We start from the raw sequence: 18,503 nt of genomic DNA, 5'->3' as shown, positions 1-18,503 counted from the left end.
TCCCCCGGGCAGCGGCGGCGGGCGACCAGGTAGCCCGCGGTGCCGGCGACAAGAAGCAGCCCGCCGAGCGGACGCCCACGGCACCCCCATCCCCGGCCCGGCAACACCTCGGGCCTGGAAGGCGTCTGTCGTGGTGGCCCTTGACGCCGGCGCCGTCAGACACGTGTCCAGTGCGTCAGACGGTGATGACGACTTTCGCCCGCGCGTGCTCACCTTCGAGGTACCGGATGGCCTGGGGCACCTCGTGGAGCGGGTAGGTCCGGTCGATGACCGGAGTGAGGCGGCCGGCCTCGGCGTGGGCGCGGAGCGTGTCGAGGTGTTGCCGGCTGGGTGTCGTGGTGAGCGTGACGATGCGGTGTCGGACGAAGGGCGCCAGCAGTCGCCCACGCGTGATGAGCCAGATCGGTCCGATCACACTGCCGCCGCGGTACACGCCGCCGCCGGAGAGCACCAGCGTCCCGGCCGGGGTCAGCGCCCGCCGGAGCGCGCTGAGGCTGCGGTTGCCGACCAGGTCGAACACGACGTCGTGGCGGCGCGTGTCGTGGGCGAAGTCTTCGCGGGTGTAGTCGACAACGTGGTCTGCGCCGAGGGAACGGACCAGGTCGACGTTGCGGGTGCTGCACACCCCGGTCACGGTCGCGCCGAGCGCCTTGGCCAGTTGAACCGCCAGGGTGCCGACGCCGCCGGAGGCGCCGTTGATGAGGACGCGGTGGCCGGGCTCGACCCGCCCGACGTCGCGCAGTCCCATGAGCGCGGTGGTGCCGGCCAGCGGCAGGGCGGCCGCCTGCTGCGGCGTTAGGTTCGCCGGCTTCGGTGCGACGAGGGTCTCGGGTACGCACACGTACTCGGCGAACGCGCCATTGGCGTCGCCGAGGTCGCCGAAGACCGTGTCGCCCGGGCGTACCTGTCGAACCTGGGTGCCGACGGCCTCGATCCGGCCGGCGAAGTCGCGGCCACGGATGCGTGCTCGGGGCCTTGATCGGCCCATTGCCAACCGTGCCAGCCGTGGGTCGCCGCGCATGGCATGCCAGTCGTAGGCGTTGAGCGCGGCGGCCTCGACCCGTACGAGCACCTCGTCGGCGGCAGGCACCGGCGCGTCGACGTCCGCGAGCGTGAGGGTCTCCGGTGGGCCGTATCGGTCTTGGACGATCGCTTTCATTTCCCCTCCCTCAGGTGTACGGCGTACACCTCATGGAAGCAGGGTAGGTGTACGCCGTACACCGGTCAAGGTGGTTATGGTTTCAACCGTCGCCGGAAGACGAGGACCGAGATGGTTGAGCAGGCCGATACGTTGCGCCGGACGCCGCTGAGCAGGGACCGGATCCTGCGCGCTGCCGTCGCGCTCGCCAACGAGGCCGGGATCGAATCCCTCAGCATGCGCAACCTCGCCCAGGACCTGGGCGTCGTGCCGATGGCCCTCTACAAGCACGTGGCCAACAAAGATGAACTGCTCGATGGCATGATCGACGTGGTCGTCGGCGAGATCGACCCGCTGGTGCCCGGCGCCGACTGGAAGCACATGGTCCGCAGGCGCATCCTCTCGGCGCGGCAGGTGCTGCGCCGCCACCCCTGGGCGCCGCTCGCGATCGAGTCGCGGAACATGGCGACGCCGGCCATCCTCGCCTACCTCGACTCGATGGTCGGGGCGTTCCGGGCCGGCGGGTTCTCCGCCGACCTCGCCCATCACGTGATGCACGCGATGGGCAGCCGGATCCTGGGCTTTAGCCAGGAGTTGTTCGACGCCGCCCGGCGCGCCGGCCGGTCCGGCACGACCGTGCCCGATTCGCCGGCGGCGCTACCACCGGGGGTCGCGGCCCGGTTCCCGCACCTCGCGGAGATCGCCACGGCGGCATCTCACGACGACGAGTCGGTCGTGGGGCAGGGCTGTGACGACCAGTTCGAGTTCGAGTTCGCGCTGGACCTGCTGCTGGACGGCATCGAACGGCTGCACCAGCAAGGCTGGACATCGTCGCGCAGGCCCCGGTGAACGGCGTGCGGATCCTGCCTCCTGGCGCATCACCGCGGCTCCGCGCGGGGACGACCATGCGTCCCCGCGCGGAGGCGGTCAGGCCGCCGGCCGGTCAGGCGTCGGCGATCGGGCTGGTGCCCAGGCGGACGTTGTCGATCGCCCAGTACCAGTTGTTGCCGGCGTTGAAGATCCGGAAGCTGACCTTCGCCGACGTGACCCCGGCCGGGACGGGGCAGGAGAGCCGGACGAGCCGGTTCTCCTGGTCCTGGCCCTGGTTGGTGTTCCCGGAGGTGGCGCTGCTGTAGTGCAGCAACTGGACCTTGTCGCCGGTGTCGAACTGGACGGTGACCTCGGCCTCCTGGGGGCTCTCCTGCCGGTAGTGGGAGTCGAAGCCCAGGTGGAGGGTGGAGGTGCCCGACGGGATGGCCACTGCCGGGGTGGTCAGGGTCGAGTCGAACCGACCCCGGCCGGACGGGTTGCCGGTGTCGTCCCAGTCATCGGGATCGGCGACCGCGACGACGCCGAGGGACCGGCCGAAGTTGGGGCGGTTCTGCCCGCCGGGGAACCAGAACTGCTTGGACAGGAAGGTCCAGCCCTGCAGTTCCCGGGTGCCCTGCGGCATGGCCGCCGCGTTGGTGACCGTCCAGCCCTCGGGGGTGGTCCGGGTCCAGCCGAGCAGGCCGGGCCGGCTGAGGTCGGCCGCCGGGGCGAGCGCGGGGACGACGGACTCGAAGTCCTCCGCGAGCAGGTAGCCGGTCATGACGGGCCCGGTCTTGGCGGACAGGGACGCGGTCGCCTGCTGGATGCTGTCGCTCAGCTTCGCCGTGACGGTCGCCTTGAGGCTGCCGGAGGCGCGCGCCGCCGAGGCGGGCGCGACGACGTCCCACTCCAGGCGGGCGGAGGAGCGGGCTGGAACGGTCGTCGGCGCGTCGCCTCTGGGCGTGGCGGTCCAGCCCGTTGGGCGGGCCAGCGTGGCGGCCAGGCTGGTGAGCGGGGTGCTGCCGGCATTGGTGACGGTGGCGGTCACGGTGACCGGCCTGCCCGGCGACATCACGGTGCCGTCGGTGCCGGGCGAGCTCGCCGGACCGGTCAGTAAGACGCTCATCGCAGGGGCGACCCGGGACCGAACACGTGCCTCGGCGAGCCTCAGCAGGCCGTTGCCGTCGCCGTGGGCGGCGACCACCAGGCTGCCTGCGGTGGCATTCGGGGCAGGCGTGACCGTGAACCGCACATCGGCCGAGTCCCCGGCGGCGACCACCGTCGGCGCTGCGGCGGCCCGCTCGACCGTCCAGCCGGAGGTGGCGAGCAGGGCGACCGAGAGCTGGCCGAGCTTGGCGTCGGCCTGGTTCCGCACGGTGACGACGACATCGGTCGGGTTGCCCTGCGCGAACGGCGTGTCCAGCGAGGGCAGCGGCTCCGGCAGGGTGATCATCGCGGCCAGCGCCGGGGCGGTACCGGTCGCCGGGTCGGTGACGCCAGGCCTGCCGTCGGCCAGACGGCCGGTCATCCGGCGCAGGAACGCCGGGTCCCCCTGGTCGACGACCACGACGTCGTACCAGCCGTGGTCGGGGAGGTGGATCGGCACGGTCTGGGTCTCGCCGGGCGCGAGGGTGACGGTCTGGACATGGTCACCGGGGTTGCGCGGGTAGACCGACTCGCCGACGAGGAGGGTGCGGGTGGCGGTGGAGGGGTTGGCGCACTGGACCTTCACCTGGCCGGAGGCGGCCTGCTCGACCAGGTACGCCTCGGCGCCCACACCGGTGCCGCGCAGCTCCCAGACGGACCAGCCGGGGCCGGTGACCTGCAGGTCGTAGCCGTCGGCGCCGTACCCGACCGTGTCGTCGGCGGTCCCGCCCGCGGAGACGGTCCACGCGTGCGGGGCGGTGCCGTCACCGGGGTAGGCGGTGAACGTCGCGGCGGTGGTGCCCGCGTTGTCGAGGCGGAGGCGGACGCCGGAGCCAGTGACGTCGGCCCGCAGGGACAGCCGGTACGGAGAGGGGCGCGTCGGGCGGGTGCCGGCCTCCTGCTGCGGGAGCGACTGGTTCTTCGGCGGTACGGGGTTCCAGCGGCCGACCGCTGACGGCACCCGGCCGGGCTGCTCCAGCTTGGGCTGGGCGTATCCGCGGTTGAAGTCGAAGGCAGAGGTCAGGTCGCCGAACACGCTGCGGCGCCAGGCGCTGATGTTGGGCTCCTGGACCCCGGTCCACCTCTCCAGGAACCGAATGACCGAGGTGTGGTCGAACGCCTCCGAGCAGACGAAACCGCCCACCGTCCACGGCGAGACGACCGTCATCGGCACCCGCGGGCCGGGGCCGACCGGGAGGCCGTTGAACCAGTCGTCGCTGTTGCCGGAGGCCGGCCGGGGCTCGACCGGGGCGGGCACGTGGTCGAAGTAGCCGTCGTTCTCGTCGAAGTTGATGAACAAGGCCGTCTTCGACCAGGTCTTCGGGTCGCTCGCGATGGCGTCGAGGAGGTCGTAGATAAGGTTGGCGCTGCCGACCGGGGTGGAGGAGCTTGGGTGCTCGGAGAGTGCCGCCGTCGGAACCAGCCAACTCACCGTCGGCAGCGTGCCGTTCTTGATGTCGGACCTGATCCGCTGGACGAGGGTGTTCGGCTCGGAGCGGTAGGCGCCCCGCATGAACAGCCGGCGTTCCGGCTCGGTCAGCGAGTCGACACCCTGCTGGAACTGCGTCAGCGCGGCCTTTCGCTGGTCCGCGGTCTTGCCCCACAGGCCGTCGTAGAACTGCTCTGTGGTGGAGTACTGGCCGCTGACCTTGGAGAGGATCTTCCGGCCGATCTCCTTCCAGGGCCGGAAGTACTCCACCGCGTTGTCGGTGAAGTTGTCCCACTCCTGGTAGATCTGCCAGGAGACGCCGGCGGCCTCCAGGCGCTGCGGGTATGTCGTCCAGTCATAGCCCGCGTGGGTGTAGGAGTACGCGGCGTTGGTGACAGCTCGGTTGACGCCGTCCGGCTCGTAGCCGGTCGTGCCGGTCCACAGGTAGTTGCGGTTGGGGTTGGTCGAGCCGTAGACCGAGCAGAAGTAGGCGTCGCAGATGGTGAAACGGTCGGCCAGTTCGTACTGGAGGGGGATGTCGCGCCGGTCGTAGAAGGCCATGGTGCTCTGGCCCTTGGCCGCGACCCAGTCGTTCCACCAGCCGTTCGCCCGGGCCTGGTTGGCGTCGGAGAAGCCGTGCGGGAGCGCGCCGAGGTACTGGATGTCGCTCTCGGGGCGGCCGGCGGCGACCGCCGCCTGCCGGGCCGAGAACGGCAGGACCTTGCCACCGCCGGACCGCGGCTGTTCGAAGGCGGTGGCCCCGGTGGGCAGACGCAGCGGCGTACGGTCGCCGAAGCCGCGCACGCCCTTGAGGGTGCCGTAGTAGTTGTCGAAGGAACGGTTCTCCTGCATCAGGATGATGACGTGTTCAATCGCATCCATACCACCGGGAGGCAGCGGCGCGGCCATCGCCTTCAGCAGTGACGGGGGCAGAAAAGAGAGTGCGGTGCCACCGGCGACGGCGCCGAGAAGCCTGCGGCGGGAGATGTGAGACATGGCGCGGAGACTAAGTCGCTCCGGTAGCAGAGGTAACCCTTGAGGGGCGAATCTTCATTGACTGTTCAATCATCAATGTGGAACGTTCCGTCGTTCGTATAGCCAAGTTCTCGGTCGCACCCGTTCGAACGCGGCCCGAGATCGCCGCTCCCACCCTTCTAAGAAACGGGGGCCCGTCCGCACAATTGGCCTGACTTGATCCATGCCGAACGGAAGTGTTTCAAGCGATGCGGCTGCCGGGATCCGGAGACGGGCAAGCCGTCTGGGCATCTGGGGTGGCGGCGTACTCCGCTATGTGGGGCGGTCCTGCCGGGGTTGGGCCGTCCGGTAGGTTTCGCAGGCCAGGTTGACGAGTTCGGTGAGGTGGGCGGGAGGGTCGTCCTTCCACCAGGCCAGCCAGACCGGTATCGGCTGGGCGTCGCGGACGGCGCGGTACGCCACGCCGGGCCTGGGGTTCTGGTTGGCGGTGGCCTCGGAGGTGATGCCGACCGCCTGGCCGGCGGCGATGAGGGTGAGCCACTCGTCGACGCCGTGGGTGGTGCGGATGGTCGCGGGTTCGGCGCCCGGCGGGAACAGGGCGGGTGTGGTGGTGCCGGTTCGGCTGTCGATGGCGACGGTGTACCTGGCCAGGTCGGCGGTGCGTACCGATCGTCGCCGGGCCAGCGGGTTGTCGGTGGCCACGGCGGCGTAGCGGGCCTCCACGCCGATCAGTGCGGTGTCGAAGCGGGGATCGACCAGGTGCCGACGGACCACGGCGACGTCGGCGGTGCCCTCGCTGAGCCCGGCGGTCGGGGTGTTGGACTGGACGAACACCAGCGGCACCTGGGGGTGTGCGGCGGCCCAGGTCTTCTGCAGTCGTCTGGTGTGTTTGCCCAGCGCCGCCCAGGCGTAGCCGACGCGCAGCTCGGTGCGGGATTCCTCGACGATCCGTTGCAAGTGGGCGACCTCGTCGAGCACCCGGCGCGCGGCGGCGACAACGCGGGCGCCGGTGGGGGTGAGCGAGACGTGCCGGGTCGTTCGCTGGAGCAGGCGGGCGCCGAGCGCCGCTTCCAGGGCGCTGACGGAGCGCGAGACCGCCGCTTGGGAGACGCCCAGGACAGCCGCGGCGTCGGTGAAGGTGCCGGCGTCGAGCACCGCGACGAGGGTACGGAGCTGACGCAGCTGCACATCCATACGCCAAGCGTATAACTGCGGCGGCTAGTGCATTTCTTGCATCAGTCGGCGCGGGTCGACACTGCCTTCATGACCGTGAAGACGGCAGGTGAAGCTGCTGCTCAGGGCCTCCGCAAACCGGCTGGCGCCAGCGGTGGGCCGCTGCTGGCCGGGATCGCCACGATGACCGGAAGTGCGGCGAGCAGCCAGGTCGGGGCGGCCCTGGGGGCGCACGCGTTCGCCACCCTCGGGCCCGCCGGGGTCGTCGCCGTGCGGCAGTTCGTCGCGGCGGCGGTGCTCCTGCCGACCGTACGCCCGAACCTGCGTCGCTTCACCTGGGCGCAATGGTGGCCGATCCTGCTGCTCGGGCTGGTCTTCGCCACGATGAACCTCAGCCTCTACACCGCGATCGACCGGATCGGGCTCGGCCTGGCCGTCACCCTGGAGTTCCTCGGCCCGCTCGCCGTCGCCCTGGCCGGCTCACGAAGCCGGCTCGACCTGCTCTGCGCGGCGGGCGCCTGCGTCGGCGTGTACGTCCTGGTCCTACCGGGCCCGGCCAGCGACTACCTCGGCGTCGGGCTCGGCCTGCTCGCGGCGGCGTGTTGGGCGGCGTACATCCTGCTCAACCGGCTCGTCGGGACCCGCCTGCCGGGGTTGCAGGCACCGGCGGCGGCAACCCTGGTGTCTACGCTGCTCTCCCTGCCGGTCGCGGCCACCCTGCTCGCGCAGGGACGACTGGCCGGCACCGCGATCCTCTACGCCATCGGTGCGGGCATCCTCAGCTCGGTCGTGCCCTACGCCGCCGACCTGGTCGCGCTGCGTACCGTGCCGGCCCGCTTCTTCGGCGTGTTCATGAGCATCCACCCGGTACTGGCCGCGCTCGCCGGCCTCATCCTCCTCGGCCAGCACCTGGCACCGCACGAGTGGCTCGGCATCGCCATCGTCGTGTCGACCAACGCCCTGGCCGTCCAGACCGCCTCGACAGGCAAGGCACGGGCGGCGGTGTGCGGGTGGTCGAATCGACGATCACCGGGCCTCCGGCAGCGTCATGGTCGCTGTTAGGGGTTAGACATGGGGAGGCGCACGGTCATCGGCGGCCTGAGCAGGGCCACGCCATGAACGAAGCCCGAACACGCCCTCCGTCGCATCCAGCATCGGCGTCGGGCGGCTGGCCGCGTTCCGGCGTGAGTTCCACCGTTGTCTGACCGCTCGCGGGGACGCGTTGTCCGAGCTGGCAGACGCTCCATCGACCTTGACAGATGTCAGCCCCTCTGCCATGTTTAGACGACGCGAAATCCCGAGTTCTTCTTCCGCATATCGAAAAAGCGCCATTGACGACAGTGCAGCGGCCCGCTCGACGGGCACGCGGTTCAACGCGCGCGCCAGCCGGATTGCGCAGTCTCCCTCAACTTCCTGGCTGAGGCGGCTTCGTGGTTCCAGAGGGCCAGGGCGCGGAGATGTCACCGATCCGGAAGGGAGACCAGAGTTGCGAGGCGAAGGCGCGAGCTCGGAAATGTCCTCTGTTGAGAAGCTGCTGGCGGCGAGATGGGCGCGGCGGCGGTTCCTGACGGTGACGGGCGCGGCGGCGGGCCTGGCGCTTGCCACGGGCCTGCCCGTCGCCGCGACGCCCGCCGACCAACGCATTCGCGGCTATCCGTTCACGCTCGGAATCGCCTCGGGCGATCCCCTGCCCGACGGGGTGGTGATCTGGACCCGTCTGGCGCCCGAGCCCCTGGAGCCGTTCGGCGGCATGGAATACGGCAAGAAGGTCCCGGTGCGGTGGGAGGTTGCCGAGGACGAGGCGTTCCGCCGGGTGGTACGCCGCGGGACGGCGTTCGCGCTCTCCGAGTACGCGCACACCGTCCACGTTGACGTTCGGGGTCTGCGTCCATCGGCCGAGTACTTCTACCGCTTCATGGCCGGGTCGGACATCTCCCCTGTAGGCCGCACTAAGACGGCGCCGGCGCTGGGGGCAGCGATCTCGAACCTGAACTTCGCCTTCGTGTCCTGTCAGCATCGCGTCGTCGGCTACTACACGGCCTACCAGCACATGGTGCAGGAAGACCTCGATGTGGTGTTCCACCTCGGCGACTACATCTACGAAGGCGGCGACCAGGGCACGCTCGGTCGGGGACATTTCCCAGCCCGGACCCTCGCGACGCTGGACGATTTCCGGCTCCGGCTCGCGCAGTACAAGACAGACCCGGACCTGCAGGCGGCCCATGCCGCGTTCCCGTGGATCGTGACCCTTGACGACCACGAGGTGCTTAGCAACTGGGTATCCAAGTACTCGTTCTATTACCCGCAGGAAAGCTTCGAGCAGTTCCTGGTGCGTCGGGCCAACGCCTTCCGCGCGTACTGGGAGCACATGCCGCTGCGGCTCGCGCAACTGCCCCAGGGACCGGACATGCCCCTCTACCGCCGCTTCGCCTTCGGCGACCTGGCCGAGTTCAATGTCCTCGACACCCGTCAGTACCGCGACGACCAGCTCTACAACGACGGCACCGCGCCGCCGGATGCGCTGACCCGGGACCCCGCCCGCCAGATGATCGGTGCTCAGCAGGAGCAGTGGCTGTTCGACGGGCTCCGCAAGTCCGGCGCCACCTGGAACGTACTCGCCCAACAGGTCTTCTTCTCCCAACTCGACCTCGACCCCAACGACGCCGGAGAGCGGTACGTCATGGACGCCTGGGACGGCTACGAGGCGCAACGCAACCGGATCGTGGACTTCTTCCACGACCGCAACATCGCCAACCCGGTCGTCCTCACCGGCGACGTTCACGCCAACAACGCGTGTGAGATCAAAAAGAACTTTGACGATTCGGACTCCGCCACTGTCGGCGTCGAGCTCGTGGGTACCTCCATCAGCAGCTCTGGAGACGGCGCTGACACCGATCCGGGACGGGATGCCCTGGCCAGCCAACTCCCGCACATCAAGTACTACAACGTCCAGCGCGGCTACGTCCGCTGTGAGGTCACGCCCGAGCAGTGGCGCACCGACTTCAAGGTGGTCCCCTACGTCAGCCGTCCCGGAGCACCCATCCGCACCGACGCCACCCTCGTCACGGAAAACGGACGACCGGGGCTGGAGCTCGGATGAGGGCGCCCCAGCGCCGGGCCTTCTTTCAGGAGCAAGGGAGGGAAAGACACGTGTTCCACGCGCATATGACCACCAGAAGAGGCGTCGCTGCGGCCGTGCTCGTCGTAGCCCCGCTGGTCGCCGTCGCGTCCAGCGGCCAGATCACCACGGCGAAGGCCGAAACCCGGAAGGACCCAACCGTCACGATCTCGGCGTCGCCGCAGCGGCTGGACCTGCTGCCGCGCCCGTGCATTCCGGCGCTGCTGACGGTCGGATTCCACCACCAATCCGGTCAGCCGACCTATACCAGCGCCTTCATCCGCTCCACGGCGCCGGTGCGGGTGTCGGACGAGGTCGTCACCACATACGTCCCCCCGGATTACGCCGCCACCGCGCCGGTCGAGGTCCGCGTACCCGGTGACACGCCGCCGGGCGAGTACCCGATCTATCTGGAGGCGGGACGCGAGCGGGTCACCGTCCCGGTCGTCGTGTCGGCAGAGCCCGACGACCCCAACCGCAACCTCGCCCTCGGCCAGGCAACCATCGCTTCGTCCACGGGCGGCGTGTTGGACCCCTGCGGCGCCGTCGACGGCAACCATACCTACACCTTGCTCGGCTACAACCGCCCGGCGACGGCCTGGGCCGACGCCACTCCGAGTGAGTTTCCGGACCAGGTCCAAACCACCCTCGCCAAACCGGCACAGATCGGCAGGGTCGACCTCTACACGCATGCCGACCGGCGGTTCGCCCTCCGGGACTGGGACGTCCAAGCTCTGACGGACGGGGGCTGGCAAACGGTGGCGCAGGTACGAGGACACACCGCCGGTCGCTACAGCTCAAGGTTCGCGCCGGTCACCGCCAGCGCCGTCCGCATCAATATGCTGGCCACCAACGGATACGCCTACTCGACTCTGGTCGAGTTGGAGATCTACCAACAATAGGTATGAGGATGGTGGCGGCCGATCGTCGGGACCGCCGCCTCGGCGGTGTCGCGAGTCCGTCCGAATTGGGTGTGTGATGAGGCCCCTTCAGTCCAGCGCTTCGGGATTGACGCAGAAACACAACGGCTCCCCACGCAGGTACCGCCCGACCTCACCAGCGGCTATCCGCGCGGCGTTCGCGGCAGTATGCTTGCTCGCTCCGGCGAGATGCGGGGTCATGACGATGTTGTGCGTCGTTAGTAAGCGGGAGCCGGCCGGAATGGGTTCCTGCGGGAAGACGTCGAAGGCGGCGCCAAAAAGGTGCCTGCTGTCGAGTGCGTCGCAGACGGCGTCGTAATCGAGGAGCGCCCCGCGGGCGCAGTTGACAATGACCGATCCCGGCGGCATCAGGGCCAGCTGCACGGCCCCGATCATCCTGGTGGTCTGCGGCGTGACCCGGGCATGCAGCGACACTATGTTCGACCGGGACAGCAGGTCCTCGAGCGTTGTCAGCTCGGCGACGTCGCCGAGCTGTTGCTGGTTGACGTAGGGGTCGTGGACGAGAATGCGGGCGCCGAAGCCACGCAGTAGCTGTGCGACGCGACTACCGACGGCACCGAACCCGACCAGTCCCAGGATGCTGCCGCTCAGCTCCGGCCCGACGCTGTCGTACCGGTAGTAGTCGCCGCGCCAGAGGCCACCGGTCAGGTCCATGTGCGTCGATGCTATCCGGCGGATGACGGCGAGGATCATGGCGACCGTGTGCTCGGCGGTGGCGGCGGCGTTCCGCCCCGGGGCGGAACAGACCGCGATCTTCCGCTCGGTGGCGGCCTCGATGTTCACGTTCACCGGACCGCCTCTGGTGACGCAGACCAGTTTCAGGTCGTGGGCGGCGTGCAGCACTCTTCTGGTCAGCGGTGCCATCTGCGTCACGCAGATCTGGACGCCGTGCAGCGCCTCGATCAGGTCGTCCTCGGAGCCGGAGGCTTCGTCAACCTCGCCGACAGGTCCGAACGGCTCGACCGGCCACGGCAGCGTCAGCTGCCGTATGTCGATGCCGTCGGGTAACTCGGCGTGCACCGCGTCGACCAGCAGATGGTTGAGGACGAAGTGATCGCCGGCGGCGAGCAGCAGAACCGTCATCATCCAACCTCGGGCAGCAAGGTTTGACTGGCCAGGGGTCCTGGTCCGGTGGTGATCCGAGCGTTGAACGTGAGCAGTGAGAATCGCCCGTGGTGCAGCCTGATCTCGGAAACGGCGCAGTTGTCGACGACCGGGAACACTCGCCGATACTCCCTCAACGGCATCCCTAGCAGGTGACACAGCGCAAGGCGGATGACGGTCCCGTGGGCTACCACCAAGACCCGACCTTCCGGGTGGTGGGTCGTCATGTCGTGCAGGCAGTCGGTGAACCGGTGCGCCGCCTCCACCGGGTTCTCGCCGCCGGGAAGGTGGTGGGCGACCGGGTCGTTGCCGAAGGCGTTCAATGCATCAGGGAACCGCTCGCGCATTTCCCTCCTGGTGAGTCCTTCCCCGCTACCGAAATTCAACTCCCGCAGCCGAGGGTCGACCATCAGTGCGACGTCCGCCGCCTGCGCGCATGGCAGGGCGGTGAGCTGAGCCCGGCTCAGTGTGGAGGTCCACACACCCGATAGCTGTGTCGCCGCCGCCCAGCTCGCCAGCCGTCCCGCCTGCGTGTGTCCGAGCGCGGTGAGTGGGACGTCACTGACACCGGCGTACCTGTTTTCGGCGTGCCAGACCGTCTCACCGTGGCGCACGAGAAGGAGGTCGGTCATCGGGATGTCCTCTTGCGCGCGTGTTCGGCGGTCGCCGCAGGTAGCCAGGCCCGCTGTTCGAGGATCTGGACCAGGCGCAGGTATCCCGGTCGGAATCGGCCGGGTGAACCGGGGCGGGGCTCGATGACCGCGCGGACGCGCACCATGTCCGCTGCGGTAGTGACCAGGTCCCGGTCCGCGCCGGCAGCGAGGATCGCCATCCCCAGCGCGGGTTGCGCGTTCTCGGGCAGTACTACCGGTCGTTCGAGGATGTCGGCCCGGATCTGATTCCAGTAGTCGTTGCGGGTGGCGCCGCCGGTGAGGACGAGATCCCCGTGGAGCGGGGCGCCGAGCAGGTCGAGGTGATCGAAGCAGAGTCGCTCGATATAGGCGACGCCCTGCAGCACGGCTGCGAACCGTTCGGCCTCATCCTGAGGTTCGCCGGCGAGGAAGCCGCGGGCCTGCGGGGCTACGAAGGGGAACCGCTCTCCGTCCGAGACGAGGGGGTAGCACACTGGTGCCGCGGGTTCGTAGGAGGCGGCCGTCTTGTTCAATGCGTCGAGGTCGTCGGATGGGTAGTCGCGTGCGATGACCCTGGCGCCGGTACTGGATGCGCCGCCGGGCAGCCATGTTCCGTTCGGGCCTCGGTGGGAGTAGACGGCGCCGGCTGGATCGTGGATCAGGTCTCGCGTGACGCCCTTGAGTACCAGTGTGGTGCCGAGGACGGAGTTCCAGCTGCCGATCCGCAGGGCTCCGGAAGCGACCTGTGCCGCGCAGCCGTCGGTCATGCCGGCGACGACCGGTGTGCCGGTTGGGAGACCGGTCTCGGCGGCAGCGGTGGCGCAGACGGGGCCGAGGCGCGTGCCGGATCTGACCAGTGGGGGTAGCAGGTTCTCTGGAACGTCGAGAGCGTGGATCACGTCCTCCGGCCATGCGCCTGTGATGAGGTTCGCCCCGGTCTTCAGCGCGTTGCTCAGATCGGTGGCTACCTCCCGTCCCACGAGTCGTCGGTTGATCACGTCACTCTGGTGGGCCAGCGTCAGTCTGTGGAAGGCGGGCTGGTAACGCCCCAGTAGCCACAGCAGCTTGGGCAGGGCCCAGGTGGGCTGCATCCGCTGGTAGCCCAGATTCTCCCACAGTTGCGCGCCGGCCTCGTTGACGCGGGAGACCTCGTTAGTCGCCCGGGCGTCGTCGTACATGATGCCCGGCGTCACGGGCGTACCTCTGGGGCCGAGCAGGACAATGCTGCCGGACGTTGCGGCGACGGCAACTCCCCGGATCGCGCGTGGCGGTACCTCGACCAACGCCTGGCGGGTGGCGGCGGCGACCGCCGACCACCACTGCTCCGGGTCTTGCTCGTGGCGGTTGTCGGCCCGGTGGCTGGTAAGCATCGAACTGCCGTGACCAGCCACGACACCTCGTGCGGTGACTGCGAACGCACGGGCACTCTGGGTGCCGAGGTCGATCCCGATCCACACGTCGTCCTCATGTGTGGTCATGGTTTGCCTCCTGGCGGAGGGCGGCGAGCTGGGGCCAACCCCCGGCGGCGTGTCGTCGCAGTGGCACGAATTGGCCGAACAGGTCGTCGTATCGCGGGGAGAGAACGGGATCGGGTTCGATGGGGTCGCGGACGTTCACGTACTCCACCACCGCCTCCTCCGCGCTGGCCATTGCACCGGTGGCGACCCTGCCCACGACGTAGGCGCCACGGGCACCGATCTCGCTGTCGGTGCAGCGCCGCACCGGCAGACCGACGATGTCGGCGATCAGTTGAGCCCAGTCATCGTTGGCGGCGCCTCCGCCGCAGATCCGTAGCTCGGCGGGGGTGACCCCGGAGGCGGCCAGGCAGTCACGTATGACGAGGGTGAGCCCTTCGACGACGGCGCGGGCGACGTGCTCACGTCCGTGTTCCAGGCAGAGTCCGAGCAGCGTGCCGCGTGCCTGCGGGGCGATGAACGGAGCCCGTTCCCCGGCTGGTGACAGGTAAGGGAGAAACACCAGGCCGGAGGCACCGGCCCGCGCCTGGCCCGCGAGCTCGATCAGATCGTGGGGCTGCATCAGGCCGAGCAGTTCACAGGCCCAGGTGAGCACCTGCGTACCGGCCAAGGTCGGCATGGCCCGAAGGTGGCGTCCCGCCAGACCCAGCGCGACTGTTAGTCCATGCGGCTCGGGGCCGAGGGTTACCTGGTCGGTGACCACTTCAGTGCATAAGGTCGTTCCGAGGATGCTGCATGCTTGACCCGGTCGTATGGCGCCTACGCCGATGGCTGTTGATGCGATGTCGTACGGTGCGGCCACCACTGGCGTACCAGCGGGAAGGCTGACCTCGGCGGCGGCGGCGGCGCACAGCGGGGCGACCCGCCGCCGATCAGCGGCTACCGGTGGGAGGAGCCGCTCAGCCCAGTCAAGGTCGAACAATTCGAGCAGGCGAGGGTCGTACTGGCTACGGTTGTGAAGGCTTCCGAATGGCGCGGAGGCATCCGACTCCTCCATGATCACAACGCCGGCAAGTTGGGCGAACAGCCAGCCGCCGCAGGTGAGCAGCGTGGCCGAGGCGGCAAGTCGGTCAGGGTCGTTTACGCGCAACCAGCTGAGAATCGCGTTGGGCAGCCCGGCGAATGTCACGCACCCGTTCCGATGGTATGCCGCGGCGAGCCGTCCGTCGTCGGACCACTGCTGAACTACGGACGTGGCCCGGCTGTCGTTCCATAGGACGGCGGGCCCGGTGGGTGCGCCGGCGTGGTCTGTCAGCCAAGCGCCATCGCCTTGGGCGGTGACCGCGAGGAACTCGACTCGGCCGGGCAGCTGTTTGGCGACCGCACGTACCGCGTCGAACACCGTGTGCCGCACCTGCATCATGTCTTGCTCGGCCCAGCCGGGTCTGGCGTGTAGGACATGCGTCGGCTGCCGTACGACGACGGTCTCCCGACCACCGTTGTCGTAGCCGACCGCCTTGATGATCGTGGTGCCGGCGTCGACGCAGATCGCTGCCACCGTGTCCTCCGTCAGTGCCCTGGTCGCGGTCCGGTCTCCCGAGTCGGTCGACTACCGGCGGCCGGCGGCCGGCGGCCGGATCGGGTCCGTGGCACGAGCGTGGTCGGGCGTGGTGGGCGTGGTGGGCGTGGGTTGGTTGCCCATCTCGTTACCTCCTCTTCAGCTGCTGCCGCCCTTGGTGGTCAGCGAACCGACTTGGTGCCGATATCGACGGCGAGGGCGTGCGTGCCTGCGAGGAGGCCGCCGTCAACGACGAGGTCGGTGCCGGTGATCCAGGAGGCACGGTCAGACGCCAGAAAGGCGACCGCGTTCGCGACGTCCTCCGGGGTGCCGACGCGGCCCATTGGATACCAACGCCGGGCGCCCTCCAGGGCGTCGGAGTGGGTTCGGAGGCGTTCGTCCCAGCCTCTGGTGGCGATGGTCCCGGGTGATACCGAGTTGATCCGTACGCCGAATGGGCCGTACTGGACCGCGAGGGCGCGGGTGAGGTTGATGAGACCCGCTTTTGCAGCGCTGTACACGTCGTGGCCGAAGTAGCGGTGGCCGTTGACGGAGGCGACGTTGAGCACCACTCCCCTCCCAGCCTGTCGCATCGACGGGAGCACCGCCTGGCACATCCGGATCGCCCCGCCGAGTACGACGTCGAGGTCCGCCGACCAGGTGGGCTCGTCGATGGCTTCGAAGTGCTCGTTGGCGCACACGGCTGCGTTGTTGACGAGGACGGTGAGCGGTCCGTTTGCGTCGATGAGATCGGCGAGCGTGCGATGTACCGCGCCAGCCGACCGGACGTCGAGTTCGACGGCGGTGGCGCCGGGCACCTGCTCGGCCCCATGTTGTGCCCGTGCCGGGTCGAGGTCGCTCATCACGACCTGGAGGCCGGCGGCGACCAGCGCACGGGCGATCGCGACGCCGATGTCCCCGCCCGCGCCCGTGACCAGGGCGTACGGCGTGCTGGCTTCCCGCTCGTCCATGAACGCTGCCTCCTTGCTGCGGGTGCGTGACTCGCCGCCGTTCAGCGGCGCTGGCGTCGGGCCTCAGATCGCTGCATCTCGGCTCGGCCCGCTCATCGGTCAGACAGGTCGGGCAGCAGGTCGGCGAAGTCGATCAGGAACCGGTCGATCATGCGCCGCTCCTCGCGGTCCAACTCTCGTGCTGGGGCCCGGCAGAAATCGGTGGCGATCATGCCGCGGCGGGCCGAGATGTGCTTTTCCGCGGCGATGATGAGTTCTGTGTCGAGCATCCAGTACGAGATGTACGGCAGGAGCCGGCGGTGCAGTTCCTCGCCGCCCACTTCGTCGCCTTCGCTGAACCGGCGCCAGATTTCCACGTAGATTTCCGTGAAGGAGCAGCCGGGTTGGGTGCCTACCGCTCCCCGACGGATGGCGTCGGGAAGTTGCACCCCGGCGTATCCCTCGATGGACGGTAGCGGGGGGTCGAGCGCTGCCAGTTCGGCGATGAAGCGCCCGGGTGGGCTGCACTCCACCTTGACCAGTCGGAGGTTGGGGTGCCGCGCCGCGATCTCGGCCACGGTCGTGCAGTCCAGGCTGGTGCCAGTCTCGGTGGGTGCGTACTGGAGCACCACGGGCGTCGGGGCTACCGCGTCGAGGACCGCCCGGACGTGGTCGACCAGCACCCGACGCGACGGCGACAGGAAGTGCGGGGGCAGGAGGTTGATCAGGTCAGCGCCGGCGGCGATGACCTCGCGGGCCCGGGCGACGGCCAACCGCGTGGCATGGTCCTGCACCGCCACGATGGCCGCAACGTCCGCGCGAGGTCCGGTCTCGGCGAGCAGCACGGCCGTAAGCGTCCGCCGCTCGTCCTCAGCGAGCTTGTAGAACTCGGAGGCGAACCCGGGGAACATCATGCTGCTCACCCCGGTTGCGAGCACGTAGCGCACCACGCGCCGGAAGCTGTCGGGGTCGATGTCCCCAGTCGCGGTGAAGGGCACCTCCAGGACCGGCGAAACACCGCGCACCAGCGCTGCGGGATCGTTCGAGAAGGAGACATCCCGGGAGACTGTTGCTGGCGTAACACTCATTGCCCGCCCACCATCCTTGATGCCATTCGTCGGGCCTTGGTCGCATCTCCAAGGCGGGCCGACTTTCGAAATCCTGGAATTATCTTTCGATTAGCAGATATAATATGGCTTTCATCGATCTCGAACAACCCGCCGCGGCTGTCAGCCGAGTAACCGCCCGATCGTCCCCCCGAGCACGTCCCGGCGCGACGGCTCGTCGATCGGCCAGTCCAGCACCCGGCGCAGCTCGCACCTGGGCACGGTGTAGGGCGCGTCGGTGGAAAACACCAGCCGGGACGTCCCGATCTCGGGATCCCGCCCAAGTTCGCTGAGCACTGTGTCCCACGGGGCGTAGCAGGTGTCGCCGTACAGGTTGGGTGCGTGCCGAAGGGCCGGGGCGGCGTCGATCCAGAAGTCGGTCGCTCCGCTGCGGCCCATCACGAACGGGACGTCGGGGTACCGCCGGGCCAGTGTCGCCAGCGGCAGCGGCAACGCGTTCGGTGGAGTGCCGGTCCGCACGTAGACCAGCCACCTGTTGTCGGATGCGAACTCCAGCAGCGGATCCACCAACCCGTCCAGAAGGTCGAACCCCTGAAGCACGCTGTCCACGTGCAATGCTCGGGCGCCAGCGTCCCGGGCCCGCGCCAGTTCCTCCACCGCCTCAGGGCCCCGCCACGGATTGGCTACCGCGTACGGCACCAGCCGGCCAGCCGACTGCGCCCCGGCGTTCGTCACAAGCTCGTTCCCGGCCCGGTTGTGGTAGGCCACGCATCGTTCGTCGGGGGCCACGAGCGCCCGGTCGATCCCCAGCTCGTCCATGCTTGACAGCAATTCGGCGACGTCTAGGGACACCTCGCGTCCCCGGCCCAGCCGCACGTGCGCGTCGATGATCACCGCTATCCTCTCTCGCTCGCGACCGGCTGATCGGTCGGAGCGCCGGCCAGTTCGCCGCCCTCCGATGTCGCGAGGGCCGGCGGACGGCGCAATCCGAGTGCTGCCAGTGCGTCGGCGTGGATGATCTGCTCGATCAATTCCTCTGGGACCCGG

At 69.1% G+C, this 18,503-nt stretch carries 14 protein-coding genes; 4 read left to right on the top strand and 10 right to left on the bottom strand.

The window, feature by feature from the left end; genetic code table 11:
• Positions 1–175: 175 nt before the first annotated feature.
• Complete coding sequence (locus ONA70_RS02565) at positions 176–1,159, bottom strand: NAD(P)-dependent alcohol dehydrogenase (RefSeq protein ID WP_265004676.1); 984 nt, start codon at positions 1,157–1,159, stop codon at positions 176–178.
• Between the two features lie 111 nt (positions 1,160–1,270).
• Between ONA70_RS02565 and ONA70_RS02560 the strand changes: the two genes are divergently transcribed.
• Complete coding sequence (locus ONA70_RS02560) at positions 1,271–1,987, top strand: TetR/AcrR family transcriptional regulator (RefSeq protein ID WP_265004675.1); 717 nt, start codon at positions 1,271–1,273, stop codon at positions 1,985–1,987.
• A 94-nt stretch (positions 1,988–2,081) separates the two neighbouring features.
• Here ONA70_RS02560 and ONA70_RS02555 read toward each other — a convergent pair whose 3' ends face one another.
• Both ONA70_RS02555 and ONA70_RS02550 read right to left on the bottom strand, forming a co-directional pair.
• A complete protein-coding gene (locus ONA70_RS02555) occupies positions 2,082–5,519 on the bottom strand; it encodes a phosphocholine-specific phospholipase C (protein WP_265004674.1) in 3,438 nt (1,145 codons plus the stop codon).
• 291 nt (positions 5,520–5,810) lie between these two features.
• Positions 5,811–6,692: a LysR family transcriptional regulator gene (locus tag ONA70_RS02550; RefSeq protein WP_265004673.1), complete on the bottom strand. Its 882-nt coding sequence runs from the start codon at positions 6,690–6,692 to the stop codon at positions 5,811–5,813.
• Between the two features lie 69 nt (positions 6,693–6,761).
• On the opposite strand from ONA70_RS02550, the gene ONA70_RS02545 reads away from it, so the two are divergent.
• The 3 genes from ONA70_RS02545 to ONA70_RS02535 all read left to right on the top strand — a co-directional run bounded on the left by ONA70_RS02545 (position 6,762) and on the right by ONA70_RS02535 (position 10,691).
• Positions 6,762–7,733, top strand: a complete 972-nt coding sequence (locus ONA70_RS02545; RefSeq protein WP_265004672.1) for an EamA family transporter — start codon at positions 6,762–6,764, stop codon at positions 7,731–7,733.
• A 451-nt stretch (positions 7,734–8,184) separates the two neighbouring features.
• Positions 8,185–9,771, top strand: a complete 1,587-nt coding sequence (locus ONA70_RS02540) for an alkaline phosphatase D family protein (RefSeq protein ID WP_265004671.1) — start codon at positions 8,185–8,187, stop codon at positions 9,769–9,771.
• Positions 9,772–9,821: 50 nt separating this feature from the next.
• A complete protein-coding gene (locus ONA70_RS02535; RefSeq protein ID WP_265004670.1) occupies positions 9,822–10,691 on the top strand; it encodes a discoidin domain-containing protein in 870 nt (289 codons plus the stop codon).
• Between the two features lie 87 nt (positions 10,692–10,778).
• On the opposite strand, the gene ONA70_RS02530 is transcribed toward ONA70_RS02535, so the two are convergent.
• The 7 genes from ONA70_RS02530 to ONA70_RS02500 form a co-directional block, all read right to left on the bottom strand.
• Positions 10,779–11,813: a 2-hydroxyacid dehydrogenase gene (locus tag ONA70_RS02530; protein ID WP_265004669.1), complete on the bottom strand. Its 1,035-nt coding sequence runs from the start codon at positions 11,811–11,813 to the stop codon at positions 10,779–10,781.
• The gene (locus tag ONA70_RS02525; protein WP_265004668.1) at positions 11,813–12,466 is read right to left on the bottom strand and encodes a histidine phosphatase family protein; all 654 of its coding nucleotides are present in this window, start codon (positions 12,464–12,466) and stop codon (positions 11,813–11,815) included. The genes ONA70_RS02530 and ONA70_RS02525 overlap by 1 nt, the downstream gene beginning before the upstream one ends.
• A complete protein-coding gene (locus ONA70_RS02520) occupies positions 12,463–13,944 on the bottom strand; it encodes an FGGY-family carbohydrate kinase (protein WP_265004667.1) in 1,482 nt (493 codons plus the stop codon). Before ONA70_RS02520 ends, ONA70_RS02525 begins: the two co-directional genes overlap by 4 nt.
• A complete protein-coding gene (locus ONA70_RS02515; RefSeq protein WP_265004666.1) occupies positions 13,931–15,439 on the bottom strand; it encodes an FGGY family carbohydrate kinase in 1,509 nt (502 codons plus the stop codon). The genes ONA70_RS02520 and ONA70_RS02515 overlap by 14 nt, the downstream gene beginning before the upstream one ends.
• 182 nt (positions 15,440–15,621) lie before the next feature.
• Positions 15,622–16,410: an SDR family NAD(P)-dependent oxidoreductase gene (locus ONA70_RS02510; protein ID WP_265004665.1), complete on the bottom strand. Its 789-nt coding sequence runs from the start codon at positions 16,408–16,410 to the stop codon at positions 15,622–15,624.
• Positions 16,411–16,502: 92 nt separating this feature from the next.
• Positions 16,503–17,414: a dihydrodipicolinate synthase family protein gene (locus ONA70_RS02505; protein WP_265004664.1), complete on the bottom strand. Its 912-nt coding sequence runs from the start codon at positions 17,412–17,414 to the stop codon at positions 16,503–16,505.
• Between the two features lie 204 nt (positions 17,415–17,618).
• Positions 17,619–18,350 carry an amidohydrolase family protein gene (locus ONA70_RS02500; RefSeq protein ID WP_265004663.1) on the bottom strand — a complete coding sequence of 244 codons (732 nt, stop codon included), beginning with the start codon at positions 18,348–18,350 and terminating at the stop codon, positions 17,619–17,621.
• Between the last annotated feature and the right edge of the window lie 153 nt (positions 18,351–18,503).

The sequence above is a fragment of the Micromonospora yasonensis genome, from assembly GCF_026013475.1.
In the GTDB taxonomy this organism is placed as follows: domain Bacteria; phylum Actinomycetota; class Actinomycetes; order Mycobacteriales; family Micromonosporaceae; genus Micromonospora; species Micromonospora yasonensis.
The sequence above is the reverse complement of the archived record's forward strand: the minus strand, read 5'-3'. Positions and strand labels throughout refer to the sequence as shown.

Excerpts from the sequence above, each read along its gene's own strand:
- ONA70_RS02545 (WP_265004672.1), top strand. The coding sequence starts at position 6,762 with ATGACCGTGAAGACGGCAGGTGAAGCTGCTGCTCAGGGCCTCCGCAAA.
- ONA70_RS02550 (WP_265004673.1), bottom strand. The coding sequence starts at position 6,692 with ATGGATGTGCAGCTGCGTCAGCTCCGTACCCTCGTCGCGGTGCTCGAC.
- ONA70_RS02555 (WP_265004674.1), bottom strand. The coding sequence starts at position 5,519 with ATGTCTCACATCTCCCGCCGCAGGCTTCTCGGCGCCGTCGCCGGTGGC.
- ONA70_RS02565 (WP_265004676.1), bottom strand. The coding sequence starts at position 1,159 with ATGAAAGCGATCGTCCAAGACCGATACGGCCCACCGGAGACCCTCACG.
- ONA70_RS02510 (WP_265004665.1), bottom strand. The coding sequence starts at position 16,410 with ATGGACGAGCGGGAAGCCAGCACGCCGTACGCCCTGGTCACGGGCGCG.
- ONA70_RS02540 (WP_265004671.1), top strand. The coding sequence starts at position 8,185 with ATGTCCTCTGTTGAGAAGCTGCTGGCGGCGAGATGGGCGCGGCGGCGG.
- ONA70_RS02560 (WP_265004675.1), top strand. The coding sequence starts at position 1,271 with ATGGTTGAGCAGGCCGATACGTTGCGCCGGACGCCGCTGAGCAGGGAC.
- ONA70_RS02525 (WP_265004668.1), bottom strand. The coding sequence starts at position 12,466 with ATGACCGACCTCCTTCTCGTGCGCCACGGTGAGACGGTCTGGCACGCC.
- ONA70_RS02520 (WP_265004667.1), bottom strand. The coding sequence starts at position 13,944 with ATGACCACACATGAGGACGACGTGTGGATCGGGATCGACCTCGGCACC.
- ONA70_RS02530 (WP_265004669.1), bottom strand. The coding sequence starts at position 11,813 with ATGACGGTTCTGCTGCTCGCCGCCGGCGATCACTTCGTCCTCAACCAT.